27 protein-coding genes and 1 pseudogene are annotated in these 22,063 nt (G+C 34.6%); 18 read left to right on the forward strand and 10 right to left on the reverse strand.

Annotated features, from left to right (window positions below; genetic code table 11):
* Positions 1–51: 51 nt before the first annotated feature.
* Positions 52–951, forward strand: a complete 900-nt coding sequence (locus tag ABH959_RS25055) for a PhzF family phenazine biosynthesis protein (RefSeq protein ID WP_113936103.1) — start codon at positions 52–54, stop codon at positions 949–951.
* A 35-nt stretch (positions 952–986) separates the two neighbouring features.
* On the opposite strand, the gene ABH959_RS25060 is transcribed toward ABH959_RS25055, so the two are convergent.
* On the reverse strand, positions 987–1,196 hold the full coding sequence (locus tag ABH959_RS25060; protein ID WP_002066340.1) for a hypothetical protein: 210 nt from the start codon (positions 1,194–1,196) through the stop codon (positions 987–989).
* Positions 1,197–1,280: 84 nt separating this feature from the next.
* Here ABH959_RS25060 and ABH959_RS25065 point away from each other — a divergent pair, with 84 nt between their 5' ends.
* From ABH959_RS25065 to ABH959_RS25095, 7 genes are all read left to right on the forward strand, one after another.
* On the forward strand, positions 1,281–2,030 hold the full coding sequence (locus ABH959_RS25065; RefSeq protein ID WP_113935963.1) for a Nif3-like dinuclear metal center hexameric protein: 750 nt from the start codon (positions 1,281–1,283) through the stop codon (positions 2,028–2,030).
* A gap of 5 nt (positions 2,031–2,035) precedes the next feature.
* Complete coding sequence (locus ABH959_RS25070; RefSeq protein ID WP_002014049.1) at positions 2,036–2,527, forward strand: NUDIX hydrolase; 492 nt, start codon at positions 2,036–2,038, stop codon at positions 2,525–2,527.
* 110 nt (positions 2,528–2,637) lie between these two features.
* Entirely contained in the window at positions 2,638–3,504 is an 867-nt protein-coding gene (locus tag ABH959_RS25075; protein WP_113935962.1) for a phosphotransferase, read from the forward strand.
* 27 nt (positions 3,505–3,531) lie between these two features.
* Positions 3,532–4,089 (forward strand): DUF7010 family protein, encoded by a 558-nt coding sequence (locus ABH959_RS25080; protein ID WP_404493329.1) that lies wholly within the window; start codon positions 3,532–3,534, stop codon positions 4,087–4,089.
* Positions 4,090–4,118: 29 nt separating this feature from the next.
* Complete coding sequence (locus ABH959_RS25085) at positions 4,119–4,943, forward strand: MBL fold metallo-hydrolase (protein WP_113935960.1); 825 nt, start codon at positions 4,119–4,121, stop codon at positions 4,941–4,943.
* A gap of 16 nt (positions 4,944–4,959) precedes the next feature.
* A complete protein-coding gene (locus ABH959_RS25090) occupies positions 4,960–5,526 on the forward strand; it encodes an SGNH/GDSL hydrolase family protein (protein WP_113935959.1) in 567 nt (188 codons plus the stop codon).
* 348 nt (positions 5,527–5,874) lie between these two features.
* Positions 5,875–6,351 carry a heme-degrading domain-containing protein gene (locus ABH959_RS25095; protein ID WP_002137361.1) on the forward strand — a complete coding sequence of 159 codons (477 nt, stop codon included), beginning with the start codon at positions 5,875–5,877 and terminating at the stop codon, positions 6,349–6,351.
* A 69-nt stretch (positions 6,352–6,420) separates the two neighbouring features.
* Here the strand turns inward: ABH959_RS25095 and ABH959_RS25100 are convergent, their stop codons facing one another.
* The gene (locus ABH959_RS25100) at positions 6,421–6,594 is read right to left on the reverse strand and encodes a DUF1272 domain-containing protein (protein WP_001162783.1); all 174 of its coding nucleotides are present in this window, start codon (positions 6,592–6,594) and stop codon (positions 6,421–6,423) included.
* A gap of 195 nt (positions 6,595–6,789) precedes the next feature.
* On the opposite strand from ABH959_RS25100, the gene ABH959_RS25105 reads away from it, so the two are divergent.
* Both ABH959_RS25105 and ABH959_RS25110 read left to right on the forward strand, forming a co-directional pair.
* Positions 6,790–7,644 carry a pentapeptide repeat-containing protein gene (locus ABH959_RS25105; RefSeq protein WP_113935957.1) on the forward strand — a complete coding sequence of 285 codons (855 nt, stop codon included), beginning with the start codon at positions 6,790–6,792 and terminating at the stop codon, positions 7,642–7,644.
* 20 nt (positions 7,645–7,664) lie between these two features.
* Positions 7,665–8,201, forward strand: a complete 537-nt coding sequence (locus ABH959_RS25110; RefSeq protein ID WP_113935956.1) for a hypothetical protein — start codon at positions 7,665–7,667, stop codon at positions 8,199–8,201.
* A 20-nt stretch (positions 8,202–8,221) separates the two neighbouring features.
* On the opposite strand, the gene ABH959_RS25115 is transcribed toward ABH959_RS25110, so the two are convergent.
* Positions 8,222–9,109 carry a DMT family transporter gene (locus ABH959_RS25115; protein WP_404493330.1) on the reverse strand — a complete coding sequence of 296 codons (888 nt, stop codon included), beginning with the start codon at positions 9,107–9,109 and terminating at the stop codon, positions 8,222–8,224.
* Positions 9,110–9,453: 344 nt separating this feature from the next.
* Between ABH959_RS25115 and ABH959_RS25120 the strand changes: the two genes are divergently transcribed.
* A complete protein-coding gene (locus ABH959_RS25120) occupies positions 9,454–10,239 on the forward strand; it encodes a glycosyltransferase family 2 protein (RefSeq protein ID WP_113935954.1) in 786 nt (261 codons plus the stop codon).
* Here the strand turns inward: ABH959_RS25120 and ABH959_RS25125 are convergent.
* The 4 genes from ABH959_RS25125 to rfbF are packed head-to-tail and all read right to left on the reverse strand — an operon-like array spanning position 10,208 to position 14,188.
* Positions 10,208–11,131: an NAD-dependent epimerase/dehydratase family protein gene (locus ABH959_RS25125; RefSeq protein ID WP_404493331.1), complete on the reverse strand. Its 924-nt coding sequence runs from the start codon at positions 11,129–11,131 to the stop codon at positions 10,208–10,210. The genes ABH959_RS25120 and ABH959_RS25125 overlap by 32 nt on opposite strands.
* Complete coding sequence (locus ABH959_RS25130) at positions 11,128–12,351, reverse strand: class I SAM-dependent methyltransferase (RefSeq protein WP_113935952.1); 1,224 nt, start codon at positions 12,349–12,351, stop codon at positions 11,128–11,130. Before ABH959_RS25130 ends, ABH959_RS25125 begins: the two co-directional genes overlap by 4 nt.
* A gap of 12 nt (positions 12,352–12,363) precedes the next feature.
* On the reverse strand, positions 12,364–13,419 hold the full coding sequence (gene rfbG / locus ABH959_RS25135) for a CDP-glucose 4,6-dehydratase (protein ID WP_113935951.1): 1,056 nt from the start codon (positions 13,417–13,419) through the stop codon (positions 12,364–12,366).
* Position 13,420: 1 nt separating this feature from the next.
* On the reverse strand, positions 13,421–14,188 hold the full coding sequence (rfbF, locus tag ABH959_RS25140; RefSeq protein ID WP_113935950.1) for a glucose-1-phosphate cytidylyltransferase: 768 nt from the start codon (positions 14,186–14,188) through the stop codon (positions 13,421–13,423).
* A 277-nt stretch (positions 14,189–14,465) separates the two neighbouring features.
* Here rfbF and ABH959_RS25145 point away from each other — a divergent pair, with 277 nt between their 5' ends.
* The 4 genes from ABH959_RS25145 (at position 14,466) to ABH959_RS25160 (ending at position 17,560) form a co-directional block, all read left to right on the forward strand.
* Complete coding sequence (locus ABH959_RS25145) at positions 14,466–14,873, forward strand: MerR family transcriptional regulator (RefSeq protein ID WP_081338161.1); 408 nt, start codon at positions 14,466–14,468, stop codon at positions 14,871–14,873.
* A gap of 119 nt (positions 14,874–14,992) precedes the next feature.
* The gene (locus ABH959_RS25150; RefSeq protein WP_016091821.1) at positions 14,993–16,321 is read left to right on the forward strand and encodes a hemolysin family protein; all 1,329 of its coding nucleotides are present in this window, start codon (positions 14,993–14,995) and stop codon (positions 16,319–16,321) included.
* A gap of 53 nt (positions 16,322–16,374) precedes the next feature.
* The gene (locus tag ABH959_RS25155; protein WP_002084378.1) at positions 16,375–16,788 is read left to right on the forward strand and encodes an ATP synthase subunit I; all 414 of its coding nucleotides are present in this window, start codon (positions 16,375–16,377) and stop codon (positions 16,786–16,788) included.
* 220 nt (positions 16,789–17,008) lie between these two features.
* Entirely contained in the window at positions 17,009–17,560 is a 552-nt protein-coding gene (locus tag ABH959_RS25160) for a DUF2179 domain-containing protein (protein WP_002014015.1), read from the forward strand.
* 145 nt (positions 17,561–17,705) lie between these two features.
* Here the strand turns inward: ABH959_RS25160 and ABH959_RS25165 are convergent, their stop codons facing one another.
* Together ABH959_RS25165 and ABH959_RS25170 are read right to left on the reverse strand one after the other, a co-directional pair.
* Positions 17,706–17,933 (reverse strand): DUF3923 family protein, encoded by a 228-nt coding sequence (locus tag ABH959_RS25165; RefSeq protein WP_016091820.1) that lies wholly within the window; start codon positions 17,931–17,933, stop codon positions 17,706–17,708.
* Between the two features lie 75 nt (positions 17,934–18,008).
* Entirely contained in the window at positions 18,009–18,389 is a 381-nt protein-coding gene (locus ABH959_RS25170; RefSeq protein ID WP_113935949.1) for a hypothetical protein, read from the reverse strand.
* Positions 18,390–18,758: 369 nt separating this feature from the next.
* Here ABH959_RS25170 and ABH959_RS25175 point away from each other — a divergent pair, with 369 nt between their 5' ends.
* The gene (locus ABH959_RS25175) at positions 18,759–19,673 is read left to right on the forward strand and encodes a tetratricopeptide repeat protein (RefSeq protein ID WP_113935948.1); all 915 of its coding nucleotides are present in this window, start codon (positions 18,759–18,761) and stop codon (positions 19,671–19,673) included.
* A gap of 82 nt (positions 19,674–19,755) precedes the next feature.
* On the opposite strand, the gene ABH959_RS25180 is transcribed toward ABH959_RS25175, so the two are convergent.
* Positions 19,756–20,952, reverse strand: a complete 1,197-nt coding sequence (locus ABH959_RS25180) for an MDR family MFS transporter (protein WP_113935947.1) — start codon at positions 20,950–20,952, stop codon at positions 19,756–19,758.
* 112 nt (positions 20,953–21,064) lie between these two features.
* Here ABH959_RS25180 and ABH959_RS25185 point away from each other — a divergent pair, with 112 nt between their 5' ends.
* Both ABH959_RS25185 and ABH959_RS25190 read left to right on the forward strand, forming a co-directional pair.
* Positions 21,065–21,607 carry a CGNR zinc finger domain-containing protein gene (locus ABH959_RS25185; RefSeq protein WP_113935946.1) on the forward strand — a complete coding sequence of 181 codons (543 nt, stop codon included), beginning with the start codon at positions 21,065–21,067 and terminating at the stop codon, positions 21,605–21,607.
* A gap of 73 nt (positions 21,608–21,680) precedes the next feature.
* Positions 21,681–22,049 (forward strand): annotated as a pseudogene (locus ABH959_RS25190) (SAM-dependent methyltransferase); the annotation flags it as partial.
* Positions 22,050–22,063: the final 14 nt, after the last annotated feature.

A 22,063-nucleotide genomic window follows, 5' to 3' on the forward strand; every position in this document is an offset into this window, starting at 1 on the left:
CTTACAAGTATTAACAATTGGAAAGTTAGAAGAAGATTAGGGGACAAAGAAATGAAGACTATAAACGTATTTCATTACGACGCATTTACGAATAAACCAAATATGGGAAATCCAGCAGGTGTTGTACTAGAGGCGGATGGATTAACGGAAGAGGAAATGCAGCGTATTGCTGAAAAGGTTGGATTTAACGAAACAGCTTTCGTTCTTTCTTCAGAAGTAGCAGATATAAGAATGCGCTATTTTACACCAGGGTTTGAAATGAATTTATGTGGTCATGGGACAGTTGGCACTATATATGCCTTGCGTGAAAGAGGTTTATTAGAAGAAAAAACAAACCTTACGATTGAAACGAAGGCAGGTGTTTTACCAATACAAATAGGTGCAAATGAAAATGGAGAAACCTTTATTAAAATGAGGCAGGCAGCACCTCAGTTTAAAGATTTTGCAGGTTCAAAACAAGAATTAGCTCATAGTATCGGTTTGGAAGTAACGGATTTAGATGCAAGTGTACCGATTGTATATGGAAGTACGGGGAACTGGACTGTAATTGTACCGATTAAAAATCTAGATGCATGTGAAAGAATGAAACCTAATAATGATAAATTTCCATCGGTATTAAAAGAAATATCTAACGCTTCTATTCATCCACTTTGCTTGGAAACATATGATGCAGAAGCAAAAATGCACGGTCGTCATTTCTCATCACCTTATTCTGGAACAATAGAAGATCCTGTGACAGGAACAGCTTCAGGTGTAATGGGAGCGTATTATGCGACGTATTTGGAGAAAGATTTTGACCATGAACTGGAGTTAATCGTTGAGCAAGGACAGGAAATAAATAAAGATGGTCGTGTAATGGTTTATGTAACGAAAGATGTAGAAAATGATAACTTACAAATTGATATTGCTGGAACAGCGGTGTATGTGAAAGAGTTTGAAATTTCAATATAAAAGAATAAAGCCCAGCACATAGCTGGGACTTCTCTTTATCTGTTCAACACTTCAATATAAGAAGCATCTCCAGCTGTTCTAATAGTAGAGCGGAAATTATTGTGTTCTAACGTTTCAGCAACTTGTTTTAATTGCTGTGCATCATCATGGTGGATAAGTAAACTATCTGCACCACTTTCTTCTATATGAATATGCTCAACATTTCCAATCGCTTCATGTATAGCTTTTAAAAATTCAGGTTTCATATTGTCCTCCTATATGTATGTAACGTCGTTAAATAGTATTTCCTTATTTTTGAAATATAAAAGTAAATGAAAGGAGAAATGAAAATGAATATAACGCAGTTTAAAGAACATATTACATCACTTTTTGAAGAGCATCTAAATAAATACGGTGATGACGAGTATGGCTTTACTCACATTAGTAAAGAGGAATTTCACAAAATAGGTTACACGACAAATTTGACGCTAGAAACAATTGAAGAAGCGTATAGAAATGGTGTCGATATGATAGTGACACATCATGCACCGTGGAGTTTTCTATTCGGTATGGAAGAGGCTTGTATTGAGAAATTAAAAGAATATGAAATGAATCATTTTTGGATTCATTTGCCGTTAGATTTTGTAAAGTTTGGCACGTGTACGTCGTTATTTAATGAAATTGGGATTGATACAATACTGGAATATTCCACGTATGAGGAAGAAGAGCTACCGGGAATAGGAGAATATAAAGAAGCGATTCCCTTTTCAAATTTAGTTGAAAAACTTGAAGAGAGAATGGAAGAGAAAGTGAAGAGCTGGAAAAATCATGACAGACCAGTGAAACGGATTGCGATATTGACAGGTGCAGGGAACGATACAAATTTGATTGAGCGTGCGCTAGAAAAAGGTTGTGATACGTACATAACAGGAGAAAAAACATTATATACGGTGCAACATGCAAAATTTAAAAGGATAAATTTAATTGTAGGAAGCCACACATTTACAGAAGTATTTGGTGTAGAAAGTTTGGCTCGTAAGTTAAAAGAAAGAGATCGTGCAATAGAGATTATTAGATTAAATGAAGAGCATTTGGAGTGAGGGAAATGGTAACTATATGCGCAAATTATGGGGAATCAAAAGTGAGGTTAACGTGGAAAAAAGATTGTATATTGCCAGAATACGAAAGAATCACGAGTGTTCACGGTTTTTGTTTTCATAATAATAAGGTTTTACTGATAGACCATGAGCAGCGTGGTTGGGACTTTCCTGGTGGGCATATAGAAGAAGGGGAACTACCAGAAGAATGTTTTAAAAGAGAAGCGTGGGAAGAAGGTTATGTAAAAGGAGAATGTACTTTATTTGGATATATTATCGTTGACCATAGTGATAATCCAAATTGGAATGAAAATAGTCCGTATCCAAAAGTAGGGTATCAGCCGTTCTACCGGATGGAGATTAATGAAGTGCATAAGTTTGACGGTGAGTATGAATCCGATAAAAGGATGTTTGTTAGAGTAGAAGAGAGTGCAGCGTATCATTATAAATGGAATGAATTATATGATGAAATCTTGAAGGAAGCCGTTTTGATAAAATGAAAATTAGTTTCTGTAATATTAAGATGTTAGAAGGGATTCTCTTGTGATTGTCAAATAATAGTAAAGTTGTCTTTTGAATTGAAGGAATCTTCAGACGTGAGGGTGAGTGAATGAACATTTCAGTAATCGCTAAACAATTAGTTAATGAGAAGATTATTTCACATTATCCAAATAGCATGAAAGTGTTGAGCGGAGGAACGACAAGTACTGTATATTTGTTGGATGGAAGATATGTTGTGAAATCGAATGAAGCGAAAGTAATACGTGAAGAAGCTAATTTTCTTTCTTTTTATGAGGGGAATGCGTTATTTTCAAAGCTTTTGTATAAAGAACCTTTACATACATATGTTGTGTATTCTTTCCTTGAAGGTAGTACTTCGTACGAACAAGGACATAAACGAAGTACGCTTATTACACTTGTAAAAGAAGTTATCAATAAGTATAAAATTGTTCCAGGTGCAGATGGCTGGGGATGGAAAGAAAGTCTGGTTCAATCTTGGAATGAATTTTTAACGGCAAATGTGATGAAAGCTTATGAAAATGTAAGACGTTACATAAGTGAGGAAGAGTATAGAATTGTTCTTAAACTAGCGAATAGTCCAAATAGGGGGACTGGAATAAATCAGCCATTTTTATTACATGGTGATTTCGGATTTCATAATTTTATATTCCAAGAGAATGAGCTGTATGGTGTAATTGATCCATTACCAGTACTAGGAGATCCTATATATGATTTAATTTACGCGTTCTGTTCAACTCCAGAAGATGTAACAAAAGAAACGATTGATTATGTGATAAAACAATGTGTATTTCATAAAAAAGAACGAAATTTATATGAGGAAATAGTCATAGGCTTATATTTACGTATAGATACGTGTATAAGACACCACCCAAAAGATTTAGAAGATTACTTAGTAGTTTGGCGTTATTGGATGAATGAGATTATGTTCGATAGCGAAAATAAGACGACATTATAGCACTTATATTTTGGGGGAGATATAGAAATGAACATTTCAGAAGCAAAAAGCGATTTAGCACAAAAAACGAAGAAGGGATTTCCTGTTATAATAGCTGGTCTTTTATTTTGGATTGTAGCGAGCATAACTGGTGTTCTTCTTTCAGAAAAGCAAGTTGTGTGGGTATATTTAATTGGTATGGGCTGTGTGTTTCCTTTCGGCTTAATGATAGCTGCTATATTAAAAATTGACATGTTTGCGAAAGGAAACCCGCTAGGGACTTTAGCTGGAGTAATTGGTGGGATAAATGTATTGAATATCCCGTTTGTATTACTTGCATATTTTCAATTTCCGGAGTGCTTACCTTTTGTAGTAGCGATGTTAATAGGTGTTCATTTTTTACCATATGTATGGATTTATGAAAGTAAAAGTTATGGTTTTTTATCAGTAGGAACTGTATTAGTAACGTCAGTATGTGGGATTCTTTTTGCGGAAAAAGGATTTATTGTAATTCCTATGGCGGTTACAGTTGTCTACTTTATTACTCTTATAAGCGTATCACTTGAAAATAAAAAAGCAGAAAACGATCAACAAATATCAGCTTAATAAAAAATTAAAGGGATAGGGGAATAACTATGAATAATTTCGTTTGTACAACGTGTGGAGTACAGTATGCAGCGAGTGTGGAAGAACCGGTAAGTTGTGTTATTTGTGATGAGGAGAGACAATATGTTAATCCGAAAGGGCAGTCTTGGACGACTTTAGAAAACTTGCAAACGAGTGATACATATAAAAATGAAATTATAGAAGAAGAAAATGGGCTTTATAGTATTACGACAAAACCAGAATTTGCGATCGGGCAAACGGCGTTTGTAATCAAAACAGAGTCATATCGTTTGCTATGGGATTGTATTACTTATTTAGATGAAACGACAGTTGAACAGATAAAAGAGTGGGGCGGATTAGATGCGATTGCACTATCTCATCCGCATTATTATTCAACTCAAGTAGAGTGGGCAGAAATATTAGATGTACCAATTTATATACATGAAGACGATAAAGAGTGGGTTATGCGTCCAAGTAGTCGTATTATTTATTGGTCTGGTGAGTCTTTACCATTAGCGGATGGAATTACTGTTCATCGTCTCGGAGGGCATTTTAGCGGCGGTTCTGTATTACACTGGGAAGAAGGAAATGATGGGAAAGGTATTTTATTAACAGGTGATATCATACAAGTTGTAGCGGATCAACAGTGGGTGAGCTTCATGTACAGCTATCCCAATTTAATTCCATTACCGGCGAGAAAAGTTGAGAAAATGGCGAATCGAGTGAAACCGTTACAATTTAATCGTTTATATAATGCTTTTCACCGAGTAGTAAAAGAAAATGCAAATGAGGCAGTTGAACGTTCTGCGGAAAGATATGTGAAAGCTATAGAAGGAAAGTTGTTTCATACTTAAAAGGAGAGTTAGATTTATGAAAACGTTAGTATGCTTTGGCGATAGTATTACAGCTGATGAAACATTTTTTGATGGAATGCCGAGGTTAACACCACCTTTGCAAGAGATGTTTCCAAATTGGAAAGTGGTTAATGCGGGTGTTCCAGGTGATAATACGTTCGATGCGTTAAATAGGATTGAAGACGATGTAGTATCATATAAACCAGACTTTGTAACAGCTTTTTTTGGTACGAATGATTCGGTGTTATTTGATCCAGTGCCATTACAATCTTACAAAGAAAATTTAGAGAAAATTGTAAGTGCGATTTCATCAGAAAAAGTATTACTTATTAGTCCTGCACCAGTTGATGAAGCAAGGCAACATAATAGAACGAATGAAGTACTCGGTCAATATGTAAATGTGGTTGAGGAAGTGGCGAAAGAAACAGGAAGTCATTTTCTCAATTTGTACGCTGAAATGATTCAAGAAAAGGATTATAAGAGATTTGTAGAAGATGATGAAAAAGACGGTTTACACTTCGGACCACAAGGTTATGAATATTTAGCGAAGTTAATTTGTGAAAAGTTAAAAGGGATTTTGTAGGAAGCAAAGCGTGGGCGCTTTGCTTTTTTGTATTTCTTGTAATGAATTCGCGTGTATTAATTTGGCTTTTTCGGTATTCACACGAGTAAAATATAGTATCTTTTCGCAAGGACATTGTAGCACTGTAAAAATGCAAACACCTTACTATATTTTAATTAATCAAGGAAGTAGACAATTCTTGTACTAAATGTTTAGTATCTATAGCACTTTAAAGTACATACATTTTTAATGTGTTAAATATAATTCATAATAGCACCAGTAAGAAGAAAACAAGCGTTACGGTACTATAGAGTCTGGTAATTCTAAAAAATGCCAATGTGGTATAAGACAATTAGGGAGGTTAAAGATATGAGTACTTCAAATTTGAGTGAAATAAGTAAACAAATATTAATAGAGGAGGAAACACTTCAATTTTCCTCTTTTACAAATGAAGATGCCTTGCAATTAGGCTTATATATCGTTGAAACAGCAAAGCGAGAGGGAAAGTTGATTGCTGTTGATATAACCAAAAATGGTGTGCAATTATTTCATTTCAAGATGACAGGGACAACTGAGGAAAATACGAAATGGATTGAGCGTAAAAAACGGGTCGTTTCCCTGCATAATCATAGTTCGTATTATATGCAGATAGAAAGTGAAATAAGCGGAATTCCATATCATGAAAAATACCGTTTAGATGGCTCGGAATATGCTGCGTTTGGTGGATGTTTTCCTATCCAAATAAAAAACGTAGGGGTTATTGGAATGATAACCGTCTCAGGATTACCACCAGAAGTAGATCATGAGTTGGTTATAAGAGCAGTTAAAAATCATTTAAATCAATAATAGAAGTAATTTTAATGGTTAAATAAAAAGGCAAAAATGAACATATTCCTGTTCGTTTTTGCCTTTTTATTATTTCTTTTTCGGTCTACGTACTAACTCGCCGCCACAATTTGGGCAAACGTTTTGTCTTTCCTCTGTACATGGTGCACAAAATGTACATTCATACACGCATATGTATGCTTCAGAATCAGGCTGAAGGGAATGGTCGCAAATTTGACAGTTTGTTTTCATTTCTAATGCCATCGTAATCCTCCTTGTTATTCGAAAGTTCTTAATTTAATTATAATTAATGTTGTAGTGGGTGTCCTTTTTAAATGAAAAGAAATAGATGGATTATGTTGTTGTTTGAAATGAAATATAACCGTTTATTTTAAATTTGATAATTTACTATAGTTGGATTATTATGGAATAGTTGAAAGGTAGCAGGGGGTATATATTTTGACTAATAATAACGATTATTTTCATGTAGAAGAGGATGCAAATCACAATAGTTTAAAAGCGGATTGTGAAAAATGTTTTGGTTTATGTTGTGTAGCATTACCGTTTGCAGCATCAGTAGATTTTGCGGTGAATAAAGATGGTGGTAAACCTTGTACAAATTTACAATCAGATTATAAATGTAGTATACATAGAGATCTTAGAGAAAAAGGGTATAAAGGTTGTACAGTATTTGAATGTTTCGGTGCTGGGCAAAAGATTTCTCAAGTTACGTTTAAAGGAATTGATTGGCGGAAAGATGCCGAGCATGCGAGAGAAATGTATGATGCTTTTCCGGTTATGCATCAGCTTCATGAAATGCTGTGGTATTTGAATGAGGCTATTCTATTAAAGTCGACGCAGACAATTCATAAAGAGCTGAAGGAAGCAATTGAAGAGACAGAGCGTCTTTCTAATTTAAGTCCAGATGAGTTAATGGAAGTAAATGTGCCATTACACCGAGCGGAAGTGAATGTTCTCCTTCTGGAAACGAGTGAACTAGTCTGGAAGGAAATGAATTCTAAAAGTAAGAAAAGGATCAGTCACCGAGGGGCTGACCTAATGGGAGCGAATCTAAAAAAGAGAGATTTACAAGGAGCCAATTTAAGAGGGGCGTATTTAATTGCGGCTAACCTTAATGGTACAGACTTACGCGGAGCGGATCTCATTGGAGCAGATTTGCGTGATGCAGATATTAGAGGGGCAGATTTTACGAATAGTATTTTTCTTACGCAAGTCCAAATTAATGCGGCGAAAGGGGACAAACATACGAAATTACCGAAAGTGTTGTCTCGTCCAGCACATTGGCCTGCGTAAAGAGTATGGAGTGAAATAGTTTGGATATGTTTCAGTATTTAGAGGAAATGCAGGAAGACGTATTTTCGTTATCAGTATCTCAAATAGAATCGAAGTATTATGATATTTGTAGCACACTAGCGTCAAGTGAGGATGCGGAGCGCGTTAAATTGATTCCATTAGATTCATACAAGGAAAGTATGAGGATAGGTTTGAAAGAAGCATTAAAAGTCGCTGAAAGTGAAGAAGCGAAGGCAATTTATTTTGAATATGACCTTGATAATGAGTGGGATAGTCAGTTATATGTTTGTGACGATTACATGTTTCTTGAAGTAGAGGATGATGATTGGGCCAGTGATTGGACGGATGAAATAGAAGGACCATCTTTAGGAGAGTTAGCTGATATTTATGGTGAAAATGGCTTTGATTCAAATAAAAAGGCTGTAGGTATTACTTTATATTTAATCGCAAGAACAGTGTGTAGTTTTATCAATGCACGTAGTGGTTTGCAAAGTAATATACCAATTTGCATTGGTTTTCACGACCAAGACCCAATTATGCGAACAGGCAGAGACTAAGTCTCTGCCTGTTTTTTATACTACGTTCTCTTTTCAAAAGTAGTAATTATAACGCTACATATAATAAGGATACCACCAATGAAAAAGTTACTACTTAACGTCTCATTTAATAGGAGCCAGCCAAGTATTGAACCGACGATAGGTTGAAAGAAGAAAAATAATGAGCCAATGCTAGCATCCATTAATTCTAACCCTTTATTCCAAAGAAAAAATGCACCTGCGGTTGAGACAATTCCTAAATAGAGTACGCCTAATAATACGTACATGTTTATATGTTCAATAGGACTTGATTGGAGTTCCCATACCATAAAAGGTGTAATGAAAAAGAATGAAAAGAATATTGCGTACGTTGTAATAATTAAAGATGAAAATCGAGCGGAAGCGATTTTTACATAAATGGATAGTAAAGCCCACGTAATAGCAGCTCCAACTAAAATGATTGTACCGATAAAATAGGAGCCGATTTCAATATCCCATCCGATAACGATAATGACACCGATTGTCGCTATTATAGTTGATAAAAGTCTACGAGTAGTTAGTTTCTCTTTTAAAATGAACGCTGCAAATATAACCATAAATGCAGGTGTAGCTGATGTCACTAAGGAGCCTGTATGAGCATCGGATAATTTCGTTCCGATAAATTGACATGTGATTGAAATGAAATACCCGATGAATCCAATCCAAGTAAATAATAGCCAATCTTTTTTGTGGATGGGTACTTTTTTCTTTTGCTTTTTTTCAGTTATTTTCAAAATCACATATAAAACAACAAAAGCGATAATAAAACGTAGCCAAACGAGTGTAAGTGGCGGGATAAAGTCGAGTACGTATTTACTAACGACGTACATACCGCCCCAAATACTTGCTGCTAGAGATAAACATATAGCTCCTAAAATTGTTTGTTTCATTTGAATTACCTCCGTCTATTTTTAGGGTTATGATTTATTCCCTAAGACGAGGCATAGTGCACTTGTTATATGAATGCCCGTCTTAGATTATAGACGGACTACAGGTTGATCGTTTTCGAATGAAGTGTTGTAGTACATGAGCGCATTCCTCCTCCATAATTTTATAATGATATTATAACTTAATTTTCAGTTTATTGGGATGTTAATTGTACGGAGTTGATTCTTTAGAAAATGGTGGTTGTCGAAGAAAGCATAGTATATGGTAGAAAAACATATTTTAAAAATAAAAGAAACCAATTACATAACTGATAAGTATATTAAGAGTAGGATGAAAAAGTAGATTAATAGAGAAAGAGGAGGAGATTATTATAACTACAACCGTTATTTCTCATTTTTACAATGAAGAGTATTTATTACCGTGGTGGCTTATGCATCATACGAAACTGTTTGATCATGGTATTTTAATTAATAAAGGTTCTACAGATCGTTCAGTCGAAATTTGCAAAAAATTCGCACCGCATTGGGAAGTGCGAGATTCTACAAATCCAGAGTTTGATGCATTAGCGACAGACCATGAAGTGATGAGGGTGGAACAAGAAGTAGAAGGTTGGAAAATGATTTTAAATACGACTGAGTTTCTTTGTGTGCAAGATAAAAATCAGTTTTGGAAATCACTAAATGAATTGGGAGAGAGGATGTATTGGCTGGAAGGGCTTATTATGGTCGATGATCTTAACTATAATTATCCGGAACTTAACTTTGGAATACCTTTAATGAAACAACGATTTCACGGTTACTTACCGGAAGATTGGAGATTATGGAGAAGAGGTAGATTCATTCATAATAATGAACATGGAAGCTACACTGTTGGAAGGCATTTAACTGCACATGAATTTATGAATTACCCACCTCTTGCTTGTATTGCATGGTTTGGATTTAGTCCGTGGAACGATGCGATGAGGAAGAGGAAATTACAAATTGGTCCGACTCTTTCTGAAGGTAGTAAGCATGCAGGAATGGGGACACATCACATTATTACACCTGAAAGATTAGAAGAATGGTATAAGGAATTAGCGAGAGGGACGAAGGATTTACGTTTTAGTACTGCGTATCGTTATGCTTTTTTATAAATGATTCCCACCATAAAATTGTTTCTTCGATTCCAGTATTTAGATTGTACGTCGGTTTCCAGTTTACTTCAGTTTTTAAACGTTCTACATTAACACCGACGAATAAAGGTTCATCTTTAGAGAAAGGAATCGCACCTAGTTTAATTAAATTTTCTTTTCCTATCTTTTTAGCAATGATAGAAGCTAATTCTTTAATTTGTACAGATTGACCAGAAGCGATATTGATTGTGCCTGTAACATTGCGTTCTAATACTGTTACGAGAGCATCAGCGACGTCACTCACATGGAGGAAATCTCTTAATTGTTTTCCATGTGTACATAGTGCTTCCTCATTTTTTAATAAGGACGTGATAATGTTAGAAACGAGTCGATTCCCTTGTTCGTGAGGGCCATACATATGAAAAATGCGGCTCCAACACATGCTGAGGCCGGTTTGCCCAGCGTATGATTGTAGCCAGTAATGTAGTGCGTTTTTACATAATGAATACGGGGTTTTATAGGAAAGAAGCGGTGAATCTTCAAATAATACGCCGTTAAACCATTCATATTCTGCGCCAGTACCGGCAACGATGACTCGCTTTCCGCCGCATGTTGTGAAGTGTTGAATTAATGAGATACTGGATGTAAGCCAATAGTAATTATTAATAGATACATAACACGCTGGTGGCACTGCTTCCCAAGCTAAATGAATGAGATGACTAGGCTTCATGTCGTAAATGAGTTTTTTTACTTCTTCATCGCAAAGTAAGTTTACTTTATGCCAATGGCAAGAAAGGTGAGAAGGCTTATTTGTATTGTAGGTGGCGTGCACTTCATAGCCCTTTTGTATAAGAGAATTTACAACATATTTACCAATCCATCCACTACCGCCTGTTACAAGGATTTTTTTCATGGCTCAATCACCTCAACTTCTGGAATCGTTACTAAAAATTTGCCGCCCCATTCACGAATGAAAGAGCATTCTTTCATAATTTCGTCTTTCAAATTCCAAGGAAGTATGAGAATATAATCAGGTTTTGTACGTTTTATTTCTTCAGGAGATTGTATTGGGATGCGGGTTCCTGGTAGAAGGAGATTTTGTTTGTGAGGGTTTTTATCTACTGTATAATTTAGAAACTCTTTTCCTATCCCGCAATAATTTAAAAGGGTGTTTCCTTTAGCAGGAGCGCCGTAACCGATAATTTGTTTGTTTAAAGCTTTTGCTTCGATAAAAAACTTTAAAATACTTATTTTCAATTGTTCTATGCGTTCAGAAAAAAGGAGATAGCAATCTAATGTATCTAGCCCATGATCTACTTCTTTTTGGATTATATTTGTAACACTGGAATGGATAGTGGATGAGTCACTGTGATGGTTTACAAAAATACGCAATGAACCACCGTGCGTTGCAAGTTCTTCTACATCGACAATTTGTAAATGATGATGAGCTAAAACTTTTTGAAGACTTATAAGTGAGAAGTAGGAGAAATGCTCATGATAGATCGTGTCAAACTGTTTAAAGGATATGAGGTTTAATAAGTGCGGGAATTCAATTGTTATCGTGCCATCGTGTTTTAATAATGTTTTTAAACCGGCAACAAAATCATGCAAGTTTGGAACATGTGCTAATACGTTATTTGCGACGATTAAATCAGCTTGTGGTAACTTTTTTGCTAAGTTATTGCTGAAAAAATCCACTTCAGTAGGAATTCCTTTTTGGATAGCGATTTCTGCTACATTTTTTGCTGGTTCAATTCCTAACGTTTTGATATTTTCTTTTTGAAAGTATTGTAATAAGTACCCGTCGTTACTTGCGATTTCAATCACTTTCGAATGGTTTGTTAAGTTGAAACGCTTAATCGCCATTTCTACATATTGCTTAGCGTGTAGTAGCCAACTGGAGGAATAAGAGCTAAAGTATAAATAGTCATGAAAAATATTGTACGGAGATTCAAATTCATCTAATTGTACAAGTAAACAAGAGTTACAAACAAACGTGTGCAGCGGATAAAATGGCTCCATTTTATATGAGTGTTCTGGAGCTACAAATGAGTTAGCGAGAGGAGAAACGCCTAAATCTAAAAAAGTATTTGTGAGTAATGAATGGCAAAAACGGCATTTTTTCTGTTCCATTTTATAGCCCCCTTATAAATTTTTGAATGCATCGATTTGTTGTCGCGTGAAAGATTCCATATTTTCACCAGATGCATATTTTTTGTACCAATCAACAGTCCAAGCGATAGAATGATCTGTTGATAATTTAGGAGTCCAACCGAGTTTATTTATTGCTTTTGTACTATCAAGTGTTAAAATAGGTGATTCATAAAGAGTATTTGTATGAGGGAAAAGTATTGTTAGTGGTTGATTCCATAATTTTATTATAGATTGAATGACATCATGAACTGTTCTGTTAAGTTCATTCATCGGACCGAAATTCCACGCTGCTGCATATTCGGGGTTTTTCCAAAGCTTCTCAGCTAAAAGAATATAGCCATGTAAAGGATCTAATACGTGTTGCCATGGGCGAATAGCGTTTTTGTTTCTAATATTTAATGTATTATCTTGTAAATATGCACGGATTATATCCGGGAATAATCGGTCTTCTGCCCAATCACCACCGCCGATGACGTTACCTGCTCTTACTGAGGCAAGTTTCAGAGTGTTAGTGTGGAAGAATGATTTTTGATATGATGTTGCAACTAGTTCAGCGCAAGCTTTACTAGCACTATAAGGGTCAAAACCTCCTAGTCGGTCAGTTTCCACGAATGCCCGGTTACCGCTCCCATCATTTTCATAGCATTTATCACTTGTAACATTAATAATGCCACGTATACTTTCTATATGTTTTGCCGCTTCTAATACGTGAACAGTACCTAAAACATTCGTTTTAAATGTTTCGATAGGATTTTTGTATGAAGCGGTGACGATTGGCTGAGCTGCTAAATGAAATAGTATGTCAGGGTTATGTTGTTTCAGGGCATGGAATAAAGAATCGTAATCTGTAATATCGCCTTTAATTGTTATGCACTCTTTTGATACGTTACATTGTTCAAAAAGGTTAGGGGTGGATGGGGGGTGAGAAGAATAGCCAACTACTTCTGCACCTAATGAAGTTAAAAAAAGGGTAAGCCATGAGCCTTTAAAGCCAGTATGTCCTGTAATAAATACTTTTTTCTTATTCCAAAAAGATGATGAAGCCATATTACCAAACCTTCCACGGAGCGTTATTACTTTCCCATAGCTCGACTAATTTATTTTTATCGCGCAATGTATCCATTGGATGCCAAAAACCAGTATGTTGATATGCGGCCAATTCGTTTTTGTTTACTAACTGAACTAAAGTGTCTGTTTCAAAAACAGACTTATCTCCACTAATGTAATTGAAAATATCAGGATTTAAAACGAAAAATCCACCGTTAACCCATCCGCCATCCCCGAGTGGTTTCTCTTGAAAGGATGTTACAGACTGTTTATCTAATACGAGAGAACCAAATCTGCCTGGAGGTTGTACGGCAGTAACAGTAGCTATTTTGCTGTGTTTTTTATGAAATGCCATGAGTTCTTTTATATTTATATTACTTAATCCATCGCCATAAGTGAGGTAGAAAGGTTCGTCCCCGACGAAATTTTGTATTTTCTTAACTCGTCCACCTGTTTCGGTATTTAGACCGGTATCAATCAGTGTAATTGTCCATGGTTCTATACGATGAGAATGGTTAGTAATTGTATTGTCGCTTAAATGTATCGTGAAATCGGACATGTGTAAGTTGTAATTTAGAAAGAATTCTTTAATTGCATATCCTTTATAGCCTAAGCAAATAATAAACTCAGTAATGCCGTAATGACTATACAAACTCATAATGTGCCATAGAATAGGCTTTGTTCCAATTTCAATCATAGGTTTTGGTTTTAAATGAGTTTCTTCCCCAATCCTTGTTCCGTATCCACCTGCAAGAATAACAGCTTTCATTTTTTCCTCCTAATTATAAAAAGAATTTGATATCGATGTTATTATGATATGTACTTAAATTAGAAAGGAACGGGAAATTTCATAGTTATATTTCGTTCGTTTTGGTTTTTTGAATTTAAGTATTTTATTATACAATTAAATTAATAGATTAGATTGTATAAGATGAGACGATAAATTTTGTATAAATTATGAATGATAAACCGTCACGTTTGACTGTACAGTTTATGTATTGTATGATGGTAGTAATATAAACAAGGGGGGGAAGATCGTTGGGAAGGTGTATCGAATCGGACAGTTGGCTCTCATGGCTCACGTGTCGAAACGAACGATTGATTATTATACGAATCTAGGAATCTTAAAAGCGGAGCGATCTCAATCTAATTATCGCTATTACGACGAAACAGCATTTGAGACATTACAATTTATTGAGAAGTGCAAAGAAATGCATATGCCGCTTTGTGAGATTAAAGAGAGAATCGAGGAGAAGAAAAAGCTGCTCGGTATCAATGAACACGTTTCGAAACAAGTGAATGAAGTGACAGACCATATTCATCGATTAGAAGCAGAGTTAACGGAGTTAAAGCCGCTTTTAGATGAATTGACTGATTCACAACGTGAAAAAATATCGAAATCTTTATCTGGTCAAACGACAGCTTTAATACAAACGCTTGCTCTATTATTATAGGATAAGTGAAATCCGACCTCTTTAATTTTTGTATCGGGCTATGTTTTCTAACGAACAAATAAGAAAACATTATAGTATACAGGAGGTGGACACCTTAGTTTTTTAACTAAGGGGATTCATTGGAAATATTTAATTTAGTCATGGTTGCGATTTTAATCGCATTTACTGGATTTTTCGTAGCAGCAGAGTTTGCGATTGTAAAAGTACGTTCAAGTCGTATTGATCAGCTTGTTGCGGAAGGGAAACGCGGTGCGTTAGCAGCGAAAAAGGTAACAACAAATTTAGATGAATATTTATCTGCTTGTCAATTAGGTATTACAGTTACAGCGATGGGATTAGGTTGGTTAGGTGAACCGACAATCGAAAAGTTATTACACCCGTTATTTGAGAAATGGAACATAAATCCTTCCATCTCATCAGTATTAACTTTTGGTCTTGCTTTTATGCTAATGACATATTTACACGTTGTAGTAGGGGAATTAGCTCCGAAAACGCTGGCAATTCAAAAGGCTGAAAAAGTAACGTTGTTATTGGCAACTCCGTTAATGATGTTCTATAAAATCATGTATCCATTTATTTGGGTATTGAACGGTTCAGCTCGTGTTATAACTGGTTTATTCGGTTTGAAACCAGCTTCTGAACATGAAGTAGCTCATACAGAAGAAGAATTACGTCTTATTCTTTCAGATAGCTATGAAAGTGGCGAAATTAATCAAGCTGAATACAAGTATGTAAATAATATCTTTGAATTTGATAATCGCATCGCGAAAGAGATAATGGTACCTCGTACAGAAATCGTTGGTTTCTATCTTGAAGATTCAGTAGAAGAACACATGAAAGTAATCCAAAATGAACGATACACACGTTATCCGATTTTTGGAGAAGATAAAGATGATATTATCGGTATGGTCAACGTAAAAGATTTCTTTATTCGATATATGAACAACGATCAAGAAGATTTATCATCGATTCGCACGTATATGCGTCCGATTATTGAAGTTATGGAAACGACTCCAATTCATGATTTATTACTGCAAATGCAGAAGAAGCGAATTCCAATGGCTGTTTTATATGATGAGTACGGAGGAACAGCTGGAATTGTAACGCTTGAAGATATATTGGAGGAAATCGTCGGCGAAATTCGTGATGAATATGATGAAGATGAAGCACCACCAATTCAACATGTGAACGAATATCATAAAATTGTTGATGGAAAAGTGCTTATATCAGAAGTAAAAGATTTGTTTGGATTACACATTGAAGAAGACGATGTGGATACAATCGGTGGATGGATTATGATGCAAAATCATGAAATCGAAGAAGGACAATACGTTGAAGCAGAAGGCTATGAATTTAAAGTGTTAGAAAAAGATGCTTATCAAATTAAACGTGTTGAAATTCAAAAAATGGATCATGAACAAGAACAAGAGAAAGCAGCAACTGTGTAAGTTGCTGCTTTTCTTCTGACACATAATAAAATGTGAAATTAGGAGCGGATATTTTGATTCAAGTAGCCTTACGTGTATATCGATTACAATTGTATACGATCTTTAGTGGTTTACTACTAATGTGGGCGGTTACTCCTTTTGGGAAACAAGTGACAGGGTTCGGTATCGGTTTAGCAGTTAGCGCATATTGTCTTTGGCTATTAGCTCGCAGAGTGGAGAAATTAGGAAGAAGTATCGTGATGAAAGAAAAGGCTCCTGGATTAGGAGTTCTAAACCGATTTGCAGCCGCAATATTAGGGGCTATCATTATGTTTGAAATTGAGCATGAAATGGAAATGTGGGCATTTGGTACTGGAATATTGGGTGGCCACTTTTTAATGATTGCGAATTTAGCCTATGCAAATATGCAGCTAGTAAAAGAAGAAGAGAAGCAAAAGGAAAATGCTTCGAAAAACATAGAACTCTGATGAAAGGGACCTAATGGGGTTCCTTTTTTGCGTTTAAAAATAAATGATATAATACGAATGATTTACTGGTACTTATCGAATTTATGCCAAACATAATACGCTTATTTTTGGGGCATTTCAATAGTATGAAAAAAAAATAAAAAAAATTAAAAAACCCATCGATTTCTAAAGCTTATGTATGTTATCATGACAAAAGAATTTGCGAAAGAGGTGGATACCAATGTTACAAGCTTTACTTATTTTTGTGCTTCAAATTATTTACGTTCCAACTTTAACAATCCGTACGATTTTGCTTGTAAAGAATCAAACAAGATCCGCTGCAGGTGTAGGATTGTTAGAAGGAGCAATTTATATTGTCAGTTTAGGTATTGTGTTTCAAGATTTATCAAATTGGATGAACATTGTTGCCTATGTCATCGGCTTTAGTGCGGGACTATTATTAGGCGGTTATATAGAAAATAAATTAGCAATTGGATATATTACGTATCAAGTTAGTTTACTAGACCGTTGTAATGAATTAGTAAATGAATTACGCCATTTTGGATTTGGCGTTACAGTATTTGAAGGTGAAGGAATAAATTCTATACGTTATCGCTTAGATATCGTTGCAAAGCGTTCTAGAGAAAAAGAACTGTTAGAAATTATTAATGAAATTGCACCAAAAGCGTTTATGTCTTCTTATGAAATCCGTTCGTTTAAAGGTGGATACTTAACGAAGGCGATGAAGAAGAGAGCGTTGTTGAAGAAGAAGAAAGATGAACATGCATCGTAAGAAAAAGGAGTAGTATGGCTTAAAAATAAGTTTATAACCATAATCCTATATGAATACGAAAATGTAAAAGAGAGGAATCTATTTTTAAAAAAATTCCTCTCTTTTTTATGGTTTCTCGTATAATTCTAAAAAAAATTATGTATGATTATTTTTTATTGCTCTTTCTCAAATTAACAATTAGCCATATAGATTGAATAATTATCGGTAATATAAAAACAATTAATAAAACGATAAATGCCACTAATTTCAGCTCAGGTGTTTGAGTAACACCAGCACCATCAACCTCTCTTAGCCAAATGATAGCTGCCAATATCCCAAAAATGGTAATCCAAAATATGTTACCAATCCACCAAAAAATCCATCGTCTTTTCATATTAGCACCTCTTATATTTACCCTCTGTTAAAAGTATATTTTCGGTTGTTATATTTAAATGAAATAACTATAAAACTACTTTTTTTCAACTGTATATCTAACTTGTTTAAAGGTTGCCATGTCTCCATCTTCTTTATCATCTTTCGTTTGCAAAAGTTGAACTCTTGGCTTGTAGTCCGTCCTATGAGCGTGTTCGATATCTTTAATGTTAAGTTTGTAGGATTCACCATTATTTATTTTTTGTTCCAATACTTTTTTATTGGCAACATAAATAAAAGTCACTTTATTTTCATCAATGCCCTCGGTCTTAATTTCTAATTCATTATCTTTTGTTGTAATCGTTGGTGTTAATAATTCAATACTGCCGTTTCCAGTTTCTAAATAATTTTCTGCTATAGTGGAACATCCAGATAATATGATTCCAATGAATAGAAGAACACTTAATTTCTTTTTCATAAGCTCCCCCGATTTCAAGTGATTTTTGATTTTGGTATTGCTAGACTGCTAGTGTGGAACGTAAATGTTTAGCTAGCACTCTTTTATTGTACCATAATATGTAAATTAAAATAGGTTATATATCCAATTTAAGGGAGATTGAAAAGTTTACTTATTGTGGTGAATCAGTATTTTTACAGTAGGTATTTATTTTCTTTAGAAAGCGGTGTTGATAAAATCATTACGAATTGGATATCCAAATATATGATGAAATGTAGACAGGAGAAAGAGCTTAATACGAAGCAATCTTATTTTTATAGAAATTACAATTTTTACATATTAAAATGATGATAGGGAATAGATGAATCCATTCAATTCGGAGGTAGTTACTTGAACATTAACGAGAAGGCAATTGAAATGTTTGAACAAAATGAATATGAGGAAGCGATGGAACTGTTTCAACAAGCAGTACATGAATCTAGAGGTGTACAATCTCTCAATAATCTTGCTTGGATGTACTTTTATGAGGAAGAGAATGATGGTAAAGCTCTTGAATTAATAAAAGAAGCTGTTAAGTTGAATCCTTCCTCATACTTTCCTTATAACATCTTAGGGGAAATTTACATGAAACAAGAAAAGTGGGAAGAAGCGAAAGATGCATTACAAAAATCTATTTCGATTCAACCATCCGATGAAGCATATCACAATGTAGCTGTAGCTCATTATAATCTTGGAGAGTTGGAAAAAGCTTCGGAATTTTTCTTGCGAGTTGCAGGGGATTCAGACATTATAATGTATAACTATGTAAAATGTTTAATTGATTTAGGGCGAAAAACAGAAGCGAAAGAGAAGTTGGATGCTTTTAACAGGAAATCTGATGATTTTGTAGGAGAAATTAATGTAGCAGATTTATATGTTGAGTTGAATTGCTATAAAGAAGCAATTGAATGGTTCGAAAAGGGATACAAAGAATACTGGAAAAGTCCCAATTGGATTGGTAGATTTGTTTATGCTCTATATAAAGCTAATAATTTCTCCTGTATAAATGAAGTTATACGGGAATCTATCGAAGCGAAGACAGTAGAAATAGAAGATGTTCAGAATGAAGAAGTAGAAGAAAATTGGACAGAAAACGATAAGAAAGAGTTAATTGAGGAATATATAGAAGAGAATAATTGTTATAAAAAAATGATAGAACATATCAAATCTGGATATGTTCCAGGGTTAGAATTTGAAACGGACTATATAGGGGCTTGCTATTTATTTGGTTGTAAAAGACATAATCATTTTGAATATGAAAAATAAAAAGATTCGACTGTCAAACATGATGGTCGAATTTTTTTATTATAGGCTGCTTGTCTAAAGGTACCATCACAATTGTAATGTGTTAAAGATGTTTCGTCTGATTACATAGGTATATATCCTCTTTAGAGATCCCTTTTTTAATATTTAAAATATGTAGTGAAATAAAACCAATAAGTCCTATTCCGCCGAAAATAAGCCATGGTGTATACATGCCGTTTAAGTTGGATGTAAAAGATGTACCGGTATAATTACCGATGATAAAACCAAATGCGAGTGATAGTTGATAGAATCCGAAGTAAGTAGCTGTATATGATTCGTTACTGTAATTTGCAATAGCGATATCAGCGTTAGGTAATACGAGTGTTTCACCGATTGTAAATAAAATTACACAAATGAATAGCCAATATGGGTGTTGAAATAAAGGAATGAGTAAAAAGGAAATACTCATTAATAAAACACCGTATTTAATAATTGAAAGTGTGTTGTATTTGTGAAATAGTTTTCGGAATAACACCATAAATATGACGCCTGTTATTGCATTCATCGTAATAACTAGTGTAGCAAGCTGGTTGCTATTACTAATGTTTTTCATATGAAGTGGAAGTGCGACGGTAAGCTGAGTAAACATAATATAGAAGAAAATCATAATAAATGAAAACAAAAGGAAAGATTTGTTTTGTAAGATAGCCTGTAGCCCTAATGTAATAGACGTGTTTTCAGTAGTGACTTGGAAGTGATTTTTAAGTAAGTAAAAGATAAAAGCGAATAACAGCATAAGAGATCCTGTTAGAAAAAAAGCATAGATTGGATCGAGTAAGAGTAAGAACCCTCCTGCAATTGGTCCGATTATTGCACCGCAATTAAAACTAAGGTTTAAATATGTAAATAAATTTTTTCTCATATGAGCTGGTTGTGAGCCGAATATGGCGCGCGCAGCAGGTTCGTAAAATGCAGTTCCGAAGCCAATAAGTGCAGAAGAAATAGAAATTGTATAGAAATCAGAGCATATTCCTAAAGCGATAAATCCGATTCCTCTTAAAAATAATCCGGCTATCATCATAATGATATAGCCTATTTTGTCAGCAATTAATCCTGAGAATAATGGGATAACTCGTGATGTGATTATCATAATCGTCAACACTGTTCCTACTTGAACAGCAGAAAAATGAAGAAAGCTTAATAGATAAATAGCTAAAAATGCGTATACTGCAAAGTACCCAAAAGACATAAAAAATGAAGAAATAAGCATGAAACGTATCGGTATTGAGAAACTTTTCATAGAACTCCTCCTAATATTGTAACCAGTAAAATTATTTAATGGTTAACTATTTTATATTATAATTATACATAAAGTCAGAAAAAAGTAAATTTTAAGAAGAAGGTGGATGGAATTGAATCAAAATGCACCAAATGAATTAGAATATATTCGGGAATTTTTAAATACATGGAAAATACCAAACGATACGAGAGAGCCAATTGATATGCTGCAAACAGAAGAGGATATCATGCTCTTTATGAAAGAATATTTTCATGAAGAGGTTCCATTTCATACGATAGAGGAATTAAAAAGTTTTCGAGAAGATATTCGGGTGACAATTGAAGGTGGAGAATCATTGCAAAAGTGGTTAGAGAAATACCCATTTCATGTACATGTAAAGGCAGATATGAAAGGTATTACATATGAGCCTGTGTACGAAGAGAATGTATATACAAAAGTATTAAGCATTGTTTTAATGACGATTCAAGAAAATTTGTGGGGAAGGTTAAAAGCATGCCCAGATTGTCGCTGGGTATTTTATGATCATTCGCGAAATGGAAGTAAAAGATGGTGCGGTATGTATGCTGGAGAAGAAGGAGGAAGAGCGTGCGGAACGATCGCGAAAGTGAAAAATTACCGGGCGAAGAGAAAAGGGAGATCGGGTTATAATGTGTAATTTATAGTAGGGGAAGAAAATTGGATGGGGGAATGTAGGATATGAAAGGTACACAAATGTTAGCTTTAAATAAAAAGTGTTGGAACTGATTCATTCATATGTAAAGCCAGGAGGAAGCTTTGTTTTTAGTTGGGAGCATCCGGTATATTCAAATTTACAGTATGGTACAGAAGAAATTGCTTTAAAGTCTTCTTATCATGAGGAAACTCCTATTACGTTTGAAACATTTAAAGGAGAAAATGTACAAGCGACATTATATAAGAGAAAAACAAGTACATACATAAATGAGTTAAATAGTGTGGGATTTACAATTGAGAGAATAGAAGAGCCTGAACCATCTATCTCATTTGATGAAGAACTAGCTGAGCCGTCTACGAAATATTATTCTTTATATAAAGCTAGAATGGTGCCAACGACTTTTATTATTAAGGTGAGAAAGTAAAGTGCTTTATAAAA

Origin of the sequence: Bacillus sp. RC51 (genome assembly GCF_044908115.1) — a bacterium.
GTDB classification, from domain to species: Bacteria; Bacillota; Bacilli; order Bacillales; family Bacillaceae_G; genus Bacillus_A; species Bacillus_A mycoides.

Excerpts from the sequence above, each read along its gene's own strand:
- ABH959_RS25100 (WP_001162783.1), bottom strand. The coding sequence starts at position 6,594 with ATGGCATTAGAAATGAAAACAAACTGTCAAATTTGCGACCATTCCCTT.
- rfbG (WP_113935951.1), bottom strand. The coding sequence starts at position 13,419 with ATGGCTTCATCATCTTTTTGGAATAAGAAAAAAGTATTTATTACAGGA.
- ABH959_RS25160 (WP_002014015.1), top strand. The coding sequence starts at position 17,009 with ATGTTACAAGCTTTACTTATTTTTGTGCTTCAAATTATTTACGTTCCA.
- ABH959_RS25180 (WP_113935947.1), bottom strand. The coding sequence starts at position 20,952 with ATGAAAAGTTTCTCAATACCGATACGTTTCATGCTTATTTCTTCATTT.
- ABH959_RS25060 (WP_002066340.1), bottom strand. The coding sequence starts at position 1,196 with ATGAAACCTGAATTTTTAAAAGCTATACATGAAGCGATTGGAAATGTT.
- ABH959_RS25085 (WP_113935960.1), top strand. The coding sequence starts at position 4,119 with ATGAATAATTTCGTTTGTACAACGTGTGGAGTACAGTATGCAGCGAGT.
- ABH959_RS25125 (WP_404493331.1), bottom strand. The coding sequence starts at position 11,131 with ATGAAAAAAATCCTTGTAACAGGCGGTAGTGGATGGATTGGTAAATAT.
- ABH959_RS25090 (WP_113935959.1), top strand. The coding sequence starts at position 4,960 with ATGAAAACGTTAGTATGCTTTGGCGATAGTATTACAGCTGATGAAACA.
- ABH959_RS25080 (WP_404493329.1), top strand. The coding sequence starts at position 3,532 with ATGAACATTTCAGAAGCAAAAAGCGATTTAGCACAAAAAACGAAGAAG.
- ABH959_RS25075 (WP_113935962.1), top strand. The coding sequence starts at position 2,638 with ATGAACATTTCAGTAATCGCTAAACAATTAGTTAATGAGAAGATTATT.
- ABH959_RS25115 (WP_404493330.1), bottom strand. The coding sequence starts at position 9,109 with ATGAAACAAACAATTTTAGGAGCTATATGTTTATCTCTAGCAGCAAGT.
- ABH959_RS25070 (WP_002014049.1), top strand. The coding sequence starts at position 2,036 with ATGGTAACTATATGCGCAAATTATGGGGAATCAAAAGTGAGGTTAACG.
- ABH959_RS25170 (WP_113935949.1), bottom strand. The coding sequence starts at position 18,389 with ATGAAAAAGAAATTAAGTGTTCTTCTATTCATTGGAATCATATTATCT.
- ABH959_RS25065 (WP_113935963.1), top strand. The coding sequence starts at position 1,281 with ATGAATATAACGCAGTTTAAAGAACATATTACATCACTTTTTGAAGAG.
- ABH959_RS25165 (WP_016091820.1), bottom strand. The coding sequence starts at position 17,933 with ATGAAAAGACGATGGATTTTTTGGTGGATTGGTAACATATTTTGGATT.
- ABH959_RS25095 (WP_002137361.1), top strand. The coding sequence starts at position 5,875 with ATGAGTACTTCAAATTTGAGTGAAATAAGTAAACAAATATTAATAGAG.
- rfbF (WP_113935950.1), bottom strand. The coding sequence starts at position 14,188 with ATGAAAGCTGTTATTCTTGCAGGTGGATACGGAACAAGGATTGGGGAA.
- ABH959_RS25130 (WP_113935952.1), bottom strand. The coding sequence starts at position 12,351 with ATGGAACAGAAAAAATGCCGTTTTTGCCATTCATTACTCACAAATACT.
- ABH959_RS25055 (WP_113936103.1), top strand. The coding sequence starts at position 52 with ATGAAGACTATAAACGTATTTCATTACGACGCATTTACGAATAAACCA.